Here is a 16,211-nt window from a genome sequence, read left to right as displayed (position 1 = left end):
AACACTCCTTTTTCTTAATCAAAATGTTTATGTTTCACAGCACTTATCTGCACGGAGTATGTCCCCGGAGCATTGAATTTCACCTCAAACGAGATTGTTTCCTTGCTTACAACGGCAGCATCATCGGACTTCGTAATAAGCCAGCCATTGCCGACATCGTATGATGTATATCCTGGCGTACTGATCAGCTCTACATCAGATGAAGAGCCGTTTTCATCAGTCCATTCAAGCAAGTAACTGGCGTGATTAACGGTCGTTGCTATTTCAGAAACAGGCTGAGATGTGAAGGATACCGTTTTGCTCACACCAGGCGTGGTTACGACAATCCCCGAATTTTCTGACCCTACCTGCAGTTTCAATGGCAGTCTAACATCCAATTTCAACTGAGATTTTTCGGAGATACCTTCAACCTGACCTGTGAACAGATATATCCCTGGTTCATTAATAAGGACTTCATTATTCGTGATTTGCACGTCTTTGGGTGCAGTCCAAACCACTGTTTTCATAACGGTACTGCCATCAGGCATCCGGACAGACACTTGCGTCGGAAGCTGATAGGCCTCAGCAACCTCCTGAATTTTGGCGATTGTTGAAACCACTGGTCCTGCTGGACCTACACTTCCCCCAGAACTGCCGCCAGTAGTTGTTCCACCCGTAGAAACCGCAGGTTGTACGTCTCGAGGTTTCCCATTAATGAGCTGAATCTTGCCCTGATTCCCACTGTAATCCTTGACCAAATTCGGAACGAGCTGCTTGTCCGGAACAATAATATCGTTGATTACGCTAGTTTGCTGGAGAACAATCTCAGAATCCTTAACCGCTTTTTGTGCCACAGTTAATGAGTCAACGGAAGTCGTGCCTGTCAAAGTCAACTTGGTAGCCACATTCAATTCCATTCCTTTGATCTTGGCATTCTCAAAAACCAGCGAGGTTTTGGTATTCCCATTAGTCAATACCTGTCCATCCACTGAAAGGTTTTTGATGGTTAGTTCATCACCCAAAATGATCAAATTCCCCGTAATATGCAGATCTCCACCATCAAATACAAGATTCTTTTTGGAAGCAGGCACCGTTAAATCCACAATGTTCTGAATCTTGTAATCCGGTGTCAGCGTGACCTTCAAGGTCGCCCCTTCGAGTAACTGCTTGTTGGCAGTGGTCAGCAGTTTTTGAATTTCGTCTGTCACCGGATATTTGAAAGCACCGATACGGACAGTACTCTCATTAATAATGGTGAGTTCCATCTCCCTCGTTTTCGGTTCTTCAAGTGCCTGAATCAAACGAGTCAAAAAGACAGCGATTTCCTGTCGTTCCGTTGGTCTATCCAAAGCCAACTTTTGACCATCCCCCTGCAACAAACCGATTTCCATGGATGTTTCAATGCTTTGCTTGCTGACAGGATCACTTACTTCACGATCCGACAGTACGGCAGTCCCTTTTCCTTGGGCTCCAGTGGCTTGGACAAAGATGGACAACAACTCTTCCCGAGTTACCAGATCTGTTGGCCGAAACGGCTCATTTGGATTGCCCATCAGTCCTTGGCTCTGAACTCGTTGGATGCTGTTTGCAGACCAACTGCTTGCACGAACATCCGGAGGCAGCACGGATGTAGATTCATTGGCCGGTAACTGGAGAGCCCGTACAAGCAATTCAGCCACCTCTTGACGAGTAATTTTTTTGCGCGGTTGATACGTCCCGTTATCATAGCCCTGGGTAATGCCCAGTTCGTTCAGATAAGCGATTGAGGCCAGAGACCAGTTGGAGGCTTGATCTATATCCGAGAAAAGTTTTTCGGTAACTTGCGAGGATACAGCAGTCGCATGAAAGTGACTTAACAAGAAAACACCAAGCGTTGTGCGTAAAAGCCATTTATTCAAAGATTTTTCTCTCCTTTTCGATAGTAAATTAGAGACCTAGAAATGTTGTGCTATATACAATGAAAGTTGAAACAAGACATTTTCCATCCATGTTTTATCAATATATCAGGTCGTTCTGAACGGATTCTGAACAAGTTAATCTAGATATGGAATACAAAAAGAAGTCCAGATACACCCTTCAACGGATGTGCCTGGACTTCTTTATTAATGAATATATGATAGAAAATTTGAGCTAAGTCTCCATGACTCATTTGAATTGACTACTAAGATTCACATGTCGTCCGTTCAGGGAACTTGCCACCTTCTCTGAACAAACATCGAACCAGTCGCTGCGCGGCCCGATTAAAATAAAAACTCGGACTGACACCCTCCACCTGAACAGGCTCCAGTTCCTTCACACTTTCCTTGACCTTATTCATTTCAATGAGTCCCATCTTCCGCTCATTCGGTCCGAATCGATAAATAACCTTTTCATCGTCTTCCGTCTGTTTCACCAGCAGAATCATTGACGCCATACAGGTTACCCCCTATCGTTACGTTGTGAGATTCCAATGACCACTTGCTTACTATTAATTATTACCCAGAATGGATTGGAAACATATAGGGCTTTAGTTATTTATATTAACGTTAAAACTCCTAATTTTAATTATCTTTAATGAAATATTTTGACGAAAAATAAACAAAAACAGGCTTGGATATACCAAACCTGCCCTATTACCTTGCATCTAAAGGAATCAGAAGTCTCATGCTTCATCGATCCTGTTACAAACGTGGGTCCACCGGTTCAGACTCCAGAGCCAATGTCCCGAGAACACATTCATGCACCCTTTCCACGGGCTCCATGCGCACAAAACGCTCGATTCCCTCCATGCCCAAGGCACTTCCCATCAGAGCGTGGCGCTCTTTTTTGGACGTTTTGCGTTTGCTGAGCCGGGACAAATTATCCGGTGCAAGGTAATCCATGCCATAAATGATGTGCAAATACGCACGACCTCGTACTTTAATCGCAGGTTGGATCATTTTGTTGCCGTTCCAGGCACGGAATGTTTCCGGCTTGATGACAATACCTTCATGTCCTTCTGCCGTGATTTCATCCCACCAACGAATGACCTCATCTTCATCTGCCCTACCTGCAATTACGCGATATTCTGTTTCCATCATCATCGTAGACATCCGAGAGAACTCACGATTTTGCTCCATATGCCATTCATGTGTCTGATCCCAGAACGCTCCGGTGCTATGTGCCAAGGTATGAAACGGCGCAATACGAATATCTCCGATGTCCTCTACATCCCAGCAATATTTCTGAAATACGTCGCGGAATGTTCTAGCATTGGCAAGCTTACGTTCTGTGTCCTGCAACCACTCCCCCACATCTCGGCCTGCCATCTCGGCTTCACGCAATTTGGTTACCACCAATTCCCGATCCATCAATGAGGCCTCCGCTACATGTGCATACTGCGATGAGATCAGCTCCCGCGCTTTCAGATTCCAAGGTACAATCTCTGCATCGAGTAATACGAACTCCGTCTGATGACGGTCAAAATAATCCGCTGCGATCAAATCCGCATGTAATCTTGATAACACCTTCTGCTCAATCGTCCGGTCAAAAAAGGAACGTCCTGTCCGGGTCACAATGTTCCCCAGCATTGATCTTCCCACCCGCTTCTCCGCTACTTGTTCGTCTCGGAACAGGAGCATAATGGCACGGCTTCCCATATGTTTCTTCTCCGCTACCATCCGAGTAACACCCTGAGATCGGTAGTACTGGAACGCATCCCGTGGATGTTCCAAATACCCTTCTACCGAAGAAGCTGTTGGTGGTGGGCTCATCGTAGGTGGGATATAAACTAGTTCCTCCAAAGGTACGGTAAAATGGGAAAACGTATCAATCGCCGCCTTCGCGACCTCAGCATGAATGGATACATCCAGCCGGGACCCGGTTTGCACTGTGAATCCTTCCTTGAATTTACGTAAGTTCGGAGGTGCAAATCTCCGCCGTTCCCAACGTTTAAGTGGACTGTCCAAATCTTCAGCGTAATCCTGCTTTGCCGGAACACTAATTGCTTCGCGTTCAGGCATCCGCCACGCTGTGAGCATACCACCAAAGACAACGCCTTGATCAATATTGACCGTATCATTCACTATCATGGGATATGGATGCGGATCGTGTCCCCAGACAATGCATTCACCCGAAGTGTGATCTACGTACCAATCCTTGCGAATCGGTCTGCCGTGTTCATCCGTTCCCTCCACATCACCATAGCGGCAATAATCCTGAATGCGTTTGGACTGTTTCCCGATAAAGTGATCCCGAATCCCTGCATGTGCTACAACCACCTGACGCACGCCATTTCTTGAAAAAATAAGATGCGATGGCGCATCAAGTAGAAATGTCCTTAGTTCTTCTCGTACTTGCAGTGCCGTCTCTTGGCCCTGCTCCTGCTCCAACTGAATAAGCTCAGCCTCCACATGTTCATCGCCATGACTTAACGTCACGTCACGACCATCCAGATAACGTCCTATCTTCCAGCCATGATTGCTGTCGATCATGTAGGCCAGTCCGGATGCACAATGCCGCTGCCAGAACAATAGACATTTTAACGATTCTGGTCCCCGACTGGTTACGTCTCCAACTGAAACCAATTTCCGTCCTTCCGGATGATAGTAAAGACCACTTCCATCTTTATCCTCATATCCGAGTTTCAGAATTAATTCCATCATTTCATCATAACAGCCGTGAATGTCTCCAATGATGTTGATACCTGTATCTATATCAATCACAAGGGGGTTGGATGTACGGATAAACGAGAATTCACCAGGCTGTTTCAGAACATAATTAGCGTCGAAGCCATCTTCACGGATGGAGCGTAGTGTTCGTTTAAACTGCTGCACCTGTTGTTTCACCCTCTGACGTCCGCGCGGATACTCTCGCTGAACATCACGTTCGAGCAGTTCTTTTTCAGGGATATCCAGTACGACAGCAATCACGGGTACATGAGCTTTTCTGGCGATTTGAATCAAACGCTGACGATCCTCTGGATACAGATGGGTGGCATCAACCCAGGTCAGCTTGTTCAGACGGCAGCGGGTTGCGAGTATCGCCTCCATCGCTTCAAACGCCCTGGCAGATACCTGGTGATACTCGGCATAGATTACGTCTGCTTCGCTACGAGGCCGATGTTTCCAATCTATATACTCGTCATCTCCAATTAACATTCGGAATTGGTCAGATGAGACTGCTTCGGTTCTTCGGATGACACCTTCTAAAATGAGACGATCCAACAACGTGCTTTTACCACTGTTCGAAGGCCCCACCAGAACAACGATGCCTGAATGCGGCAAGCGAATTTCACGCTGTATTCGATCCAAGGCATTCGCCTCATCGCCCTGGCACCTGATTGTATCTTCTATCTCATTAGGCTTCCTGTTGTTCTTCATGATCCATTCTCCTTTCTCCGCTCAAAAATGACCAGTTGTGTAGGTTGTCCGTATTCCTCTGCGTAATCACCAATACCCCGTATTTCAAAAGTATAATTCCCTTGAAGTGCCCATTCCTCACATCGTTCAGCCAATTCCGCCCGAGTCCACTCGAAACGATGATCATGGTGACGGAAGCTCTCCTGCTCCATCGTATACACTTCGTTGTACTCTTTGTTCGGAGTCGTCACCAGCAACACATCAGGTCGATAATCATTCATAATGGTATCCATAATTCCGTTCAAGCGATACGCTTCGATATGCTCTATCACTTCACACAGGATCATGACATCCTGGTTTTGCATCTGTTCATCAAAATAATAGAGTGAACCGATCACAGGCTCCGGCATAGCAATTACCCCACTGCGATCTTCCAACTTCGCAAAGCGCTCCATAGCCCGAAGCCGTGACTGACCTGATGGTTCAACGGCCAGAATGGATTCCACGCCCGAAATGTAGGCTAAGCGAGCAGAAAGCTTCCCTTCCCCGGCTCCCATATCGACAATACGCCGTTTGACTGGAAGACCTGTAACCACTTCCGTGATTGCACGATAACGCAGTTCATTTAAACTCACTGGTGACTCAGATCGCTCAACCTCACCTGCGGAGCCATCTTGAATCCCCTCATCACTCTCATTGATATCCTTATCCGAAATCTGATTCAACTCACCTGCCTGCTCAACCGAAACAGACAAAGCCCCTTCCTGAAGCTCATACTTCCGAATCAGTTCAGAAAATCGCAGTGTACGTCGGACAATAAGCTCTTTCAACGGATGGTTTTCCAGCCATCCTTCGCCATAACGTTTGATCTTATCAATCTCGTCTTCACTGATGAAATAATGTTTGTAGTTGTCCAACACTGGGATCAGCAGAAATAACTGACGCAGTGCATTTTGCACCGTGACCTGTCCATGCAGCCTAATACGACGGATTGAGCTTTTCTTTTTCAGATCAAACGTATAAGACAACTCATCTCGCTCAAGGGTAACCGCGTAGCCGAGTGATGAGAATAGTTCCTCCACAACCCGATCAGGGAGGTCCGATGCAACAGGTCCAAATGACAGTTCCATATCGAACGGATGCTCCACCCATTGCACATAGTCTTCCTTCGGTTTACCATTCAGCGCCGTCCCCAGTGCAGGACGTATGTAGGAGCAGAACAGACTGCTCGTCACAAATTCCCGGTCATTAATATATTGTGTGATGTCGTAACCGTTCGGAGTGCCTCTTACCAGATCAACAGGGTCAGGTTCGGCATGAATCAGCACTTCAATTTCGCTCTCAGTATCGGTGATGTACACAATTCGTACGCGTACACCTTTTTCCATCCGGTCATATACGTTATGTGGATTCTTCGCCAGCAAACGCGATACAGCTCCTGACCCTGCTCCTCTTGCTTTCAACATTAGATGCATCAGTTCTCCTCCTTCTCCTTGTTATTCCTTTGCCGCCCACACCTCTTGCAGTGCAAAACGGAAAATCCGGTCCAGTTCTTCATATTGAATAATCTGTTCATTCTCCAGCTGGGCGGCCAGTTTTTCAAAATGCGCGATCTTCTCCGCCAAAAAAGCATGTATCGCAGGTAGCTGCGGTTCCAGGTCGAGTTCCTCACCCGCCTTTTTCCGGCGCAGCAGTTCATGGATTTCCGTATAGAGCGGCGCGCTCTGAGGAACAAGCTCTTGCACCAGCTCTTCAAATGCCATCGGCGGCATCGCGTCATAACGTTCGATCCAGCCACAGGCGAGCAGTGGGCGCAGCACATAGAAATACTTTTTGATCTTCACCTGCTCACCCTGCAGATAATCCCGGAAGTTTCCCTTCGCCATATTCAGATAATGGTACATACAGGACTTTGGCGAGAAGGTCAAAGGCGATAGTCCACGAATATGCTCTGCCACGCTGTACGGTTCGTCATACTGAATCGGGGATTGCAGCCACTCCAGCAGTGGTGGATTCGACTTGCGAAACAGCTTCAAAGCTTTGCGTAAATCCCAACCATTAATATCAAGCTGATCACTGATCGGGCGTTCGATAACATCCCTTTTATCTTCAATGGACAAGTACCATTCCAGCGATCTCACATACAGGAAACGAACATCATAATCGCTGTCCTGTGAAGGAAATCCCCATGCCCGGCTGCCCGATTCACAGGCATAGATGATCCGCACCTGCTCCTCCTGTTCGATCTGCTTCAGCTGCTGTCTAATCGTATCTCTCATTTCTTCATGAACATGAGTCATCTCTATGGCCTCCACATTTTCCAATTTAAATCTCTATCTCTCTCACCCGGCTCGCAAGTGTATCATATCCCGCTACAGTCTCAGCAATATACGTCAGTACCGTTTCACTCCACCCATAGATATAAAAGGTATTGCCATCCCGTGGCGGCACCATTGCCTGCTGATAAGGTGCAATATCCACAATAAATGCTTTCAGGTCCGGATTCATCATCCGCCGATAACGTACAAGCTCAGCATATAACGGACTGCCTTCATTCTGCTGTTCATCGGTGATCATAATGATCTGATCCACTTTCTCTCCAATATCCCGAAGCTCTCGTACAGGCCGTCCCGTGTCGGTTCCACCTTGTGCGCGAATCCGATGAGCTTGGGAAAGGATACTTTCATCCATCTTGGGACGAGCATCCTCAACCATATGGTCGAATAACCAGAACAGCGAGTTGCCTCGTGTTTGTTTATATAGCGCCAGTGCCAGCACCGATCCAATTCGCAAATAATCCCCTTGCATGGAACCGGAGCGGTCCAGGAAAATGGCGGTTCTTCCCGGCAACGATGGCAGGTTGCCAATGGATAGCTCCACCGCTTCCCGCAAAGCAGAGCGCAGCTCTTCTCTTGCGATCATTTCATATGCACTGGCGAATCGGAAAGGTAAGATGCGCGACTTGCGCAGGGCTTCTGCATCCGTTAGACGACCCGTTACGTAATCGATATTTTTCGATTTTTCAAACACTCCCGCCCGATCCATTGCATTCAGATGACGTAACAATGCAAAGGTCGGCATCTGAGACATCAACGCCTCCCATACCGTACGTGTCGGCTGCATGATCGATGTGACCACCGAATACGGCAGTTTTCCTTTTTCGATCAGATGCATCCGACTTGCAGGGTTTGGGGTAGCCTTCAGCTTTTCCAGCGCCTGCAACTGCGGCAGGTCTGTAAGATCCACTTCATGTCCTCGCAAATAACGGAACAAGGCTTGCTGCTTCATATCTGTCGGCTTGGGGTGTGCTGTAGCGATCATATCGCCCAGACTGTATCCACGTCCGCGCCCGTTGTATTTGATTGCCCAATATTCAGTGATGCCGTTCAAAAATTGACTCACCTGGCGCTTCACCGCTCGACCGCCCTGTCCTCGCCCCGTTCCTCTTAGAATCGTCAGAAAATCGGCCAAGTCAGCCGGTGTCTGTACCACCTTGGAGAATACTTTCGCAAACTGATCCGGGTCCACCTTGGACAAGAGTGCCAGCCCGTATAGAGGCTGTAACCGCATCAAGCCTTCATTACGAGCATAGACCAGCGCCCGCGCCATAAACCCTGCATCGACCTCAGCCATCTCCTGATGACTGACCATCGCATCATCCATCAGTTGCTGTGTGTCTGCATAAAACGTATTGTTCAATGTATTGGTCATCAACATCTGTATATATTGTTCCTCCACCAAACGGTCATAGGCTCCGTAGTCCCCATGATTACGTGTCGTTGGCTGAGGTTGACTAAATAATTGTTTTGCTCTGCTCATCACTCATGACCTCCCGGTGTGAGTCTATTTACTGATATTCCATAATAAAATGTTCCGAGGAAAAAGGTGGGAAGGTATAATACCCGCTCTACCGCTGAGCTACACCGCCATGAACGGCGGCGATTGGATTCGAACCAACGACCTGGTCGATTAACAGTCGAAGTAACCCTCCCTGGCGCCTCGGAACCTTGATCCGCAGAGTTTGTTGCTGCCCCGCTTCACAACCTTATTATGCCTCACACATTTGCACGCGAACATGGCGAAAGTATGGCGACGAATCAATTTCATAACTCATTAAATTATCGTTTTGTAACGATTGAAGCAGCTAAAGGTACTAGGAAATTGATTCAAACATCCATAAGTTTAAAATGAAACCAGCCACTCATCCTGATACAATGTAGGGATATAGTAAATGGGAAGATCACCAATGTTTCTATATAACGAAGAATTGTTCTGCCAACATAGTCATCCATACATTCGCCTGACTCCAGGCCACCAAGGAGTGAATATTCATGGCTAAAGAGAGCTTTGATAAAGAAATTCAATTTCTGCGTATGCTGTCCCTGACAAGTGGTGCGTACAACCGTAAACAATATGCCGAACGGCTTGGTATATCCGTACATACTTTTGATAAAACCCAGCGTAGATTAAAAGAAATCATGCAGACCGTCGCTGACCAACGCTCAGGCTCGGAACCAAACAAAGAAATGGCGGACCTTGTTCGCTTCCAGTATGGAGAATCTGCTGAGCCTATGCTGCTCTTCCTCTTTCGAGCCAAGTCGATGAAAGAGACTGAAGTGCAGCGACTTTCTGTCCTTTTGCATACCCTGCAAGATCAAGCTTTAACCGCAATGGAATTACTGGATGCCTGCTGCGCTGAACTTCCAGAGGAACTGGCGCTGCCTGACGAAAAGACCATTCGCTCCGATTTGAAGTATCTTGAAGAAGTGGGGGTGATCCGCAAGGAACCTGGCGGCAGGCCATATCGTTACCTTTTGCAGCAGGACGTACTTACGGGTCTATCCGTGGAAGAACAGTTGGAGTTGTATGATTTTGTGGATATTATGGCAAACACTCAGGTTCCGTCCGTACAAGGCTATATATTGCGGGACAGTCTCAAAAAGGCCATTGCCGCAAGTTATCCGCAGGAAGAAGCCACCGAGCCATTCATATATAAATACCACTATTATTCACGCATTCTGGACGAAGCACATCTGTACACTCTGCTTAGTGCAATTCGCCAACGAAAACATGTCAAGTTTCTGTACTATTCACCCAAAAAACCGTCCAGCTACAGCTCGCAGAATACGAATCCACGCTTTGAACGGGAAGCAGGCGGACGGTCCAACCGGATCGTACCACTTGAAGTGGTCTATGACCATCAGTATGGCCGCTGGTATGTCATTGGATATCAGGGACGCCGAGGCTTTGTGAAATTCCGCATGGAAGGCATTACACAGCTGGAGGAACAGGATTCAATTGAAGAAGGATATATGCTCGAATTGAAACAACAGTGGGCCGAGATCAGCCGCTACAGCTGGCTAGTGGATACGGGGAACACCGTAACGGTTCAAGCCCGCTTCTTCCATCCTCAGGACAGCCAACGTAACTTCATTCTGGATCGGGTTCGTTTGCAAGGCCAATGGGGAACGATTACGCCCGAAACGGAACATACCTTTCTGTATGAAATCCAGGTCAACGGTATCACCGAGATTAAGCCGTGGCTTCGGAGTTTTGGCTCAAGTTGTGAGGTGATCGCTCCACAGAGGCTGCGTCAGGAGATGATTAAGGAATGGAAGGAGATTGCGCAATATTATGAATCTGTTCGAGAAGATGTTCAACTACCAGATGATGACGAGATTGAATGAAACCGGACTGTTCACCTGGACATCCCAGGAACGGGCCTGGCTGCGCATGATGCTGAATCACCCTGCCGCACCAGAAGCAATAAACCCTGACACGTTGCACAAAATGCATGACATGCTGGATGCAGAGCAGGATCTGGACCTTCAGGATTACCTGACCGAAAAAGCCAAAAGTGAAGAAAACAGTGTCTTTCATCCGCTGCTCAAACCATTACGGCAGATGATTTTGCATCATCAGGGGTTTCGCTTGACAGGGCGTGTACGCAATGGACGAATCAGCCAGGATCAGTTTGGATACCCCTACAAGCTCGAATATTCCATGGTCAAAAAAGAATGGTACGTACTCTGGTATGCTCCACTCTACAACAAACTGATGTCCACCAAGCTGCACAGCATCATTACCGCGGAAGCTCAGCCGCTTCAACCGGAAACTGCTTCTCAATATGCTGCCAAAATCGCGATTTTAACGGAAAACCGGAAGACGACCTTAATGATCGAAGTGCTGCCGGAGTTCAATCAGGAGTTGTCCCGAATTCTGTATGCCTTTTCCTGCTTCGAGAAGCAGGTGGAATTTGTGGAAGCCCAACAGACGTACCGCATTGAACTGACCATCCCGCGGAATGAGATGGATTATGTGCTGTCCAAAATGCGTTTTCTGGGCAAACGGGTACGGATTGCAGACAATGCTGCGCTTCGAGAGCGAATGTCCGAGACAGCCGCAAAAGTATTGGCACGCTATGCGGAAACCGAACTTGAAGCACTGCCTGAACGGACTTCTGGAGGAGTGCGCAGCCACACCATTGAAAAGCCTTTCGCCAATGCAGACGGCAGTGATTCTGCATAGCTCTTGTTAGTTGTGATTCGTTAAACGTCCAACTTATGCATAGGGGGACAAATAGGGTGTGTTCGTTTCATTAGAATAATATAATACAAAAAGGGCTGTCCCCCGTTATACTAACGACCTGAGGGACAGCCTCTTTGTTCATATGTTTTCTCTACGCGCCACTACCGGCAGCCGAGTTCCTTCTTTTATTAATCGCATGCACACCCATCACAACCGCTATCAATTCATACGTATCCAGATGTTCTGATTGGTTGTCTAACACAAATGCGCCTGAACCGAACCAGCCACTTGTACGCCTGAAGCTTGCCACAACTTTACCGCCCATCCCGGTGATATCATATTCATGTGAAAACGCGGGCGCGGAGACATCATACACACCACGCGGTCCTGCATCGTACTCATACTTCTTACTGAAAAAGCTGAACCTCGCCCGTAAGACACCCCACTCCCTTCCATCGGCTGAGGTCACATCCCAACGGTTACTAAACATGCGGAATTTACCACTGCAAATGAGTCCCGAGTTATCGAATACATCAAGCGATGAACCAAAGGCACTTTTCAAATCGAGATGACCTGCCTGTTCCTGTTCATGGTTCATAATCTCGGTGTACCCTGCATTAAAGAAATTATCTCTGAAATAGAGTTCCATGGAATTCCTCCCTTACAAGAAATAAACCTTCTCCCATATTGTAAAACGACATATATCCCTATTTACGTATAAGAACTGGGAATTGCTTCAAATAAAAAAATCTGCCAGCTAAATTGCAGCTGACAGAATCTTATCTTAAACTTCAACTTTTTTATTATTCAGATACACAGCAACACCAACCAAAATCACAGCCACGATGATTTCAAAAATAATACTGGCCCATGTTCCATCTGACCATGTAATCCGATTGGACGTAAAGGAGAGCGCTGTGCTTTCTTCAGTGAAATGAAATAATTCGTTCGAATTAAAACGACCCGAGAAGATGATATTCTCCAGCCAGCTAATGACATTGACTAGTACGAAAAATGCGACAATACTAATCCATGGTCCTGTTTTAAAGCGGAAGCTGCCTCCGATAGAAATGGAGAGGAAGATGATTATGATGCTGAACATAGCCACCCACCAGAGAAACAGCAACACATTAAGAATCTCCGAAACATGAATACCCGAATCGTTAATGTAGCTGGTAAAGTTAATCCCTGTATGCGTTGTACTGTAAATAAAGTAGTGAATGGCAGCAACAACCATTAAGCCCAACCAGCAGAGTGTTCCGAATATGATCGGAGACAAGACGTGAGACAGCCCTGTTACCGGCACAAGACGACGGTTGAACGAACGGATATTGGATCGGTATGTCTTGATCATTTTCACATAAATGGCCACACCTGCTCCGACATATGCAATGACACCTATAACACTCCCTGTTACTTCAGAAAAAAACAATGCCAGCCCAATTTGAACGATAATCAATACGGCTAACCCAGCCAAAAGCGTATTCCAATTCCTTCTAAAGTCATACTTCAGCAATGTCATCATTCCGCATAGACCTCCTTGAACATCTCATCCACACTTTTACCGTACTTGAGACGCAGTGTCTCCACTTCTTCCCGCATCACCAATTCGCCTTCACGGATGAAGATCACTTCATCAAAAATCCGTTCAATATCCGTTACGAGATGTGTAGAGATGATCAGACTGCTGTCTTCGTCATAGAACTTCACAATCGCATCCAGAATTTTGCCACGGGCAACCGGGTCTACCCCGCCAATCGGTTCATCGAGCAAATAAAGACGAGCTTTACGGGAAAGAGCCAGTGTTAATTGCAGTCGTTCATTCATGCCTTTCGACAGATGTCTTACCTTATCTCCCTCTCCAAGCTTCATGAAATCAAGCATCTCTCTCGCTTTCTCTTGATCAAAATCAGCGTAGAAATCGCGGTAATACGCAATCGCGTCCCGTACCTTCATCCAATTCTCGGTCAACGGGCGGTCCGGCATAAAGGATACCAGTGACTTCGTTTCCAAGCCAACCGCTTTTCCCGTAACACGAACATCTCCACTGCTGGGGTGCAGAAGCCCTGCAACCAGCTTCATCAACGTACTTTTACCGCTGCCGTTACTGCCCAGCAGACCTACAATTCGGCCTGGTGCGATATCAAGCGTGATGTCATGAAGTGCTTTCTTGCCGCCATACGTTTTGCTCACATGGTTCAGCTCAAGAATATTACTCATTCCCTGTTCCTCCTCTTCCATTACGATGCAGTGATTGCTTTCCCTCTGCAACGGCATCCGCCACGATATTTACGATATCCTGTTCTTCGATGCCCAGTTCCTGCATTCCTGTCAGAAAACGCTCCAGCAATTCACCAGCCATCTCTTTTTTGATCGTCATAATTTTCGACTCCTCACTTGTCACGTATCGACCCAGACCTCGCTTGGTTTCAACCACTTCTTCCCGCTCCAACTCCTGAAATGTTCGCTGTACTGTATTGGGATTGATCTGTAATTCGGCCGCGAGCTCACGAACCGAAGGAATTTTATCGCCTGCCTTAAGTGTTCCGGTCACAATCTGTCTTTTGATGTACTGCATAATCTGCAGGTAGATTGGCAAGTTGTTGTCAAATTCGATGCTCACAATGTCCTCGCTCCTCTCTGTATCTGTGTGTTAGTTACATAGTACACTAGTGATTTGTTGTTGTAAAGCCCATTTATTTAAAATGGCTTCAAATGCAAAAAAAAGAACAGATCCTCAGATCTGCTCTTATTACTCTTGATTCTTTCAACTTCGTTCATTGTATGATGTAATCGGTCTGACAAGAAGTTTTCTATACGATATCCAAAGGCACTTTGCCCTTAGGTGCAGGGAATGCCTCATTCAACCGAACCATTTCATCTTGGGTCAAAATAACATCCATCGCCGCAGCATTTTCCGCAACATGATTCAGCTGTACAGCTTTCGGGATCGCCAGTATGTCTCCATCCCTAATAACCCAGGATAACGCAATTTGCGAAGGACTGACTCCTCGATCCTTAGCAATCTCACGGATGACTGAATGCTCCAGTAACTCTTTACGAAGCCTGCCTCCCTGGGCCAGTGGACAATATGCCATCACAGGAATACGGCGTTCCCTCAACCAGGGAAGAAGCTCGTATTCTATACCACGAGAAGCTGCATGATACAGCACCTGATTCACTGCACAATGCTGACCACTTGGAACGTTCCAGAGCTCCTGCATGTCCTCTGTATCCAGATTCGAGACACCCCAGCGCAGAATTTTGCCTGATTGTTTCAACTGTTCCAGAGCTTCAACCGTCTCTTCCAACGGCACACCTCCACGCCAGTGCAGCAAGTACAGATCCAAGCGATCTGTACCCAAACGCGAAAGGCTGCGCTCACAAGCGCTAATCATCTGCTTCCGATCCGCATGGTGAGGATATACCTTGGATACCAGAAATACATCATCGCGACAGTCTTTTATCGCTTCACCAGTGACCTCTTCCGCCCCGCCTTCAGCATACATCTCAGCCGTATCTATTACTGTCATTCCACGTTCAATACCATGACGCAGTGCCTGAACTTCTTCTCTCCGACTGGATTGTTTCTCACCCATGTACCATGTTCCCTGTCCGATTGCAGGTAATGTTGTCCCATCGGGTAGCTGGATCGTACGCATCTGATTTCCTTGTTGCATCTGTACTCCTCCAATCTGAGAATACTCTTCTTCCTATCTATTGATTATTAAACAGATCAAAGCTACTCCCTTCACTCGCCCTTTCATTCGATCGCTTCCAACGCTCCACCATCATGATATACAACTGATCCAGTGGTAACGTGAGGCTGCTCTGGGCAATGCTTACCGTAGCATCGACCATGCTGCTATTTACCGTCATTAATTTGCGCTTCATCCCATTCTGACGATCCAGAAACGCTTTCTCGTCCCACAATTTAACCCCAATCATCTTCTGTCCCATGAATTCATACATAAAAATATTCTCAACATCTTTCCAGGCAATTAACCCTCCTGATGTGTAAGAAGATGAATCCACAAACCCATGCTCATCGACAACAAAGGAAGGTTCCTTCTTAATCATCTTCACCAGGCTGTAGCAGAGACAAAGCCCAAAAAATAAAATGGAGAACAAGCCTATAACGGAAGAAATGGCAGATCCCTTGGCTGAAGAATCATCAAACATCAAAAAAAATCCGGCTGCTACAAAAAGTGCCGCCCCTACTGTAAGCCATGCCATTCGTTTCCGGCTCGGGTATTCCACGTGCTGTTGATCATAGGATGTGGACAAAGTGATGCTCCTCCTTCATGGTGACTGAGACAAGAATGATCTATATAAAAGGGGTACAGCTCATTAAATGAGCTGGATGACCAAATATACTTAAATAGC

At 46.9% G+C, this 16,211-nt stretch carries 14 protein-coding genes; 2 read left to right on the top strand and 12 right to left on the bottom strand.

The genetic code is table 11. The features are described 5' to 3' along the window. Window positions 1-14: 14 nt before the first annotated feature. From HP548_RS28940 to HP548_RS28915, 6 genes are all read right to left on the bottom strand, one after another. Window positions 15-1,877: an S-layer homology domain-containing protein gene (locus tag HP548_RS28940; RefSeq protein ID WP_175383598.1), complete on the bottom strand. Its 1,863-nt coding sequence runs from the start codon at window positions 1,875-1,877 to the stop codon at window positions 15-17. 263 nt (window positions 1,878-2,140) lie between these two features. After that, window positions 2,141-2,392 carry an RNA-binding protein gene (locus HP548_RS28935; protein ID WP_063567677.1) on the bottom strand — a complete coding sequence of 84 codons (252 nt, stop codon included), beginning with the start codon at window positions 2,390-2,392 and terminating at the stop codon, window positions 2,141-2,143. A 247-nt stretch (window positions 2,393-2,639) separates the two neighbouring features. Next, complete coding sequence (locus tag HP548_RS28930; protein ID WP_175383597.1) at window positions 2,640-5,318, bottom strand: polynucleotide kinase-phosphatase; 2,679 nt, start codon at window positions 5,316-5,318, stop codon at window positions 2,640-2,642. Then, window positions 5,315-6,772, bottom strand: coding sequence for a methyltransferase domain-containing protein (locus HP548_RS28925; RefSeq protein ID WP_175383596.1), 1,458 nt, complete (start codon window positions 6,770-6,772; stop codon window positions 5,315-5,317). Before HP548_RS28925 ends, HP548_RS28930 begins: the two co-directional genes overlap by 4 nt. A 21-nt stretch (window positions 6,773-6,793) precedes the next feature. After that, on the bottom strand, window positions 6,794-7,597 hold the full coding sequence (locus HP548_RS28920; RefSeq protein WP_175383595.1) for a nucleotidyltransferase domain-containing protein: 804 nt from the start codon (window positions 7,595-7,597) through the stop codon (window positions 6,794-6,796). Between the two features lie 25 nt (window positions 7,598-7,622). Then, entirely contained in the window at window positions 7,623-9,116 is a 1,494-nt protein-coding gene (locus HP548_RS28915; protein WP_175383594.1) for a TROVE domain-containing protein, read from the bottom strand. 512 nt (window positions 9,117-9,628) lie between these two features. Here HP548_RS28915 and HP548_RS28910 point away from each other — a divergent pair. Then, the gene (locus tag HP548_RS28910) at window positions 9,629-10,984 is read left to right on the top strand and encodes a helix-turn-helix transcriptional regulator (RefSeq protein ID WP_163756139.1); all 1,356 of its coding nucleotides are present in this window, start codon (window positions 9,629-9,631) and stop codon (window positions 10,982-10,984) included. After that, entirely contained in the window at window positions 10,932-11,825 is an 894-nt protein-coding gene (locus HP548_RS28905; protein ID WP_175383593.1) for a WYL domain-containing protein, read from the top strand. The genes HP548_RS28910 and HP548_RS28905 overlap by 53 nt, the downstream gene beginning before the upstream one ends. 151 nt (window positions 11,826-11,976) lie before the next feature. Here HP548_RS28905 and HP548_RS28900 read toward each other — a convergent pair whose 3' ends face one another. The 6 genes from HP548_RS28900 to HP548_RS28875 all read right to left on the bottom strand — a co-directional run bounded on the left by HP548_RS28900 (window position 11,977) and on the right by HP548_RS28875 (window position 16,112). Further along, on the bottom strand, window positions 11,977-12,474 hold the full coding sequence (locus HP548_RS28900; protein WP_175383592.1) for an LURP-one-related/scramblase family protein: 498 nt from the start codon (window positions 12,472-12,474) through the stop codon (window positions 11,977-11,979). Window positions 12,475-12,609: 135 nt separating this feature from the next. Continuing rightward, entirely contained in the window at window positions 12,610-13,350 is a 741-nt protein-coding gene (locus HP548_RS28895; protein ID WP_063567683.1) for a hypothetical protein, read from the bottom strand. Then, window positions 13,347-14,045, bottom strand: coding sequence for an ABC transporter ATP-binding protein (locus tag HP548_RS28890; RefSeq protein WP_163756133.1), 699 nt, complete (start codon window positions 14,043-14,045; stop codon window positions 13,347-13,349). The genes HP548_RS28895 and HP548_RS28890 overlap by 4 nt, the downstream gene beginning before the upstream one ends. Continuing rightward, on the bottom strand, window positions 14,038-14,448 hold the full coding sequence (locus HP548_RS28885; RefSeq protein ID WP_175383591.1) for a GntR family transcriptional regulator: 411 nt from the start codon (window positions 14,446-14,448) through the stop codon (window positions 14,038-14,040). The genes HP548_RS28890 and HP548_RS28885 overlap by 8 nt, the downstream gene beginning before the upstream one ends. A gap of 190 nt (window positions 14,449-14,638) precedes the next feature. Beyond that, window positions 14,639-15,505 (bottom strand): aldo/keto reductase, encoded by an 867-nt coding sequence (locus HP548_RS28880; protein WP_175383590.1) that lies wholly within the window; start codon window positions 15,503-15,505, stop codon window positions 14,639-14,641. Window positions 15,506-15,542: 37 nt separating this feature from the next. Then, window positions 15,543-16,112: an STM3941 family protein gene (locus HP548_RS28875; protein WP_083678977.1), complete on the bottom strand. Its 570-nt coding sequence runs from the start codon at window positions 16,110-16,112 to the stop codon at window positions 15,543-15,545. Between the last annotated feature and the right edge of the window lie 99 nt (window positions 16,113-16,211).

Source organism: Paenibacillus taichungensis (assembly GCF_013359905.1).
Classification (GTDB): domain Bacteria; phylum Bacillota; class Bacilli; order Paenibacillales; family Paenibacillaceae; genus Paenibacillus; species Paenibacillus taichungensis.
Note: the sequence above shows the minus strand (reverse complement) of the source record. Positions and strands in the feature narration are given on the sequence as shown.

Excerpts from the sequence above, each read along its gene's own strand:
- HP548_RS28935 (WP_063567677.1), bottom strand. The coding sequence starts at position 2,392 with ATGGCGTCAATGATTCTGCTGGTGAAACAGACGGAAGACGATGAAAAG.
- HP548_RS28915 (WP_175383594.1), bottom strand. The coding sequence starts at position 9,116 with ATGAGCAGAGCAAAACAATTATTTAGTCAACCTCAGCCAACGACACGT.
- HP548_RS28900 (WP_175383592.1), bottom strand. The coding sequence starts at position 12,474 with ATGGAACTCTATTTCAGAGATAATTTCTTTAATGCAGGGTACACCGAG.
- HP548_RS28920 (WP_175383595.1), bottom strand. The coding sequence starts at position 7,597 with ATGACTCATGTTCATGAAGAAATGAGAGATACGATTAGACAGCAGCTG.
- HP548_RS28930 (WP_175383597.1), bottom strand. The coding sequence starts at position 5,318 with ATGAAGAACAACAGGAAGCCTAATGAGATAGAAGATACAATCAGGTGC.
- HP548_RS28910 (WP_163756139.1), top strand. The coding sequence starts at position 9,629 with ATGGCTAAAGAGAGCTTTGATAAAGAAATTCAATTTCTGCGTATGCTG.
- HP548_RS28890 (WP_163756133.1), bottom strand. The coding sequence starts at position 14,045 with ATGAGTAATATTCTTGAGCTGAACCATGTGAGCAAAACGTATGGCGGC.
- HP548_RS28925 (WP_175383596.1), bottom strand. The coding sequence starts at position 6,772 with ATGCATCTAATGTTGAAAGCAAGAGGAGCAGGGTCAGGAGCTGTATCG.
- HP548_RS28895 (WP_063567683.1), bottom strand. The coding sequence starts at position 13,350 with ATGATGACATTGCTGAAGTATGACTTTAGAAGGAATTGGAATACGCTT.
- HP548_RS28905 (WP_175383593.1), top strand. The coding sequence starts at position 10,932 with ATGAATCTGTTCGAGAAGATGTTCAACTACCAGATGATGACGAGATTG.
- HP548_RS28880 (WP_175383590.1), bottom strand. The coding sequence starts at position 15,505 with ATGCAACAAGGAAATCAGATGCGTACGATCCAGCTACCCGATGGGACA.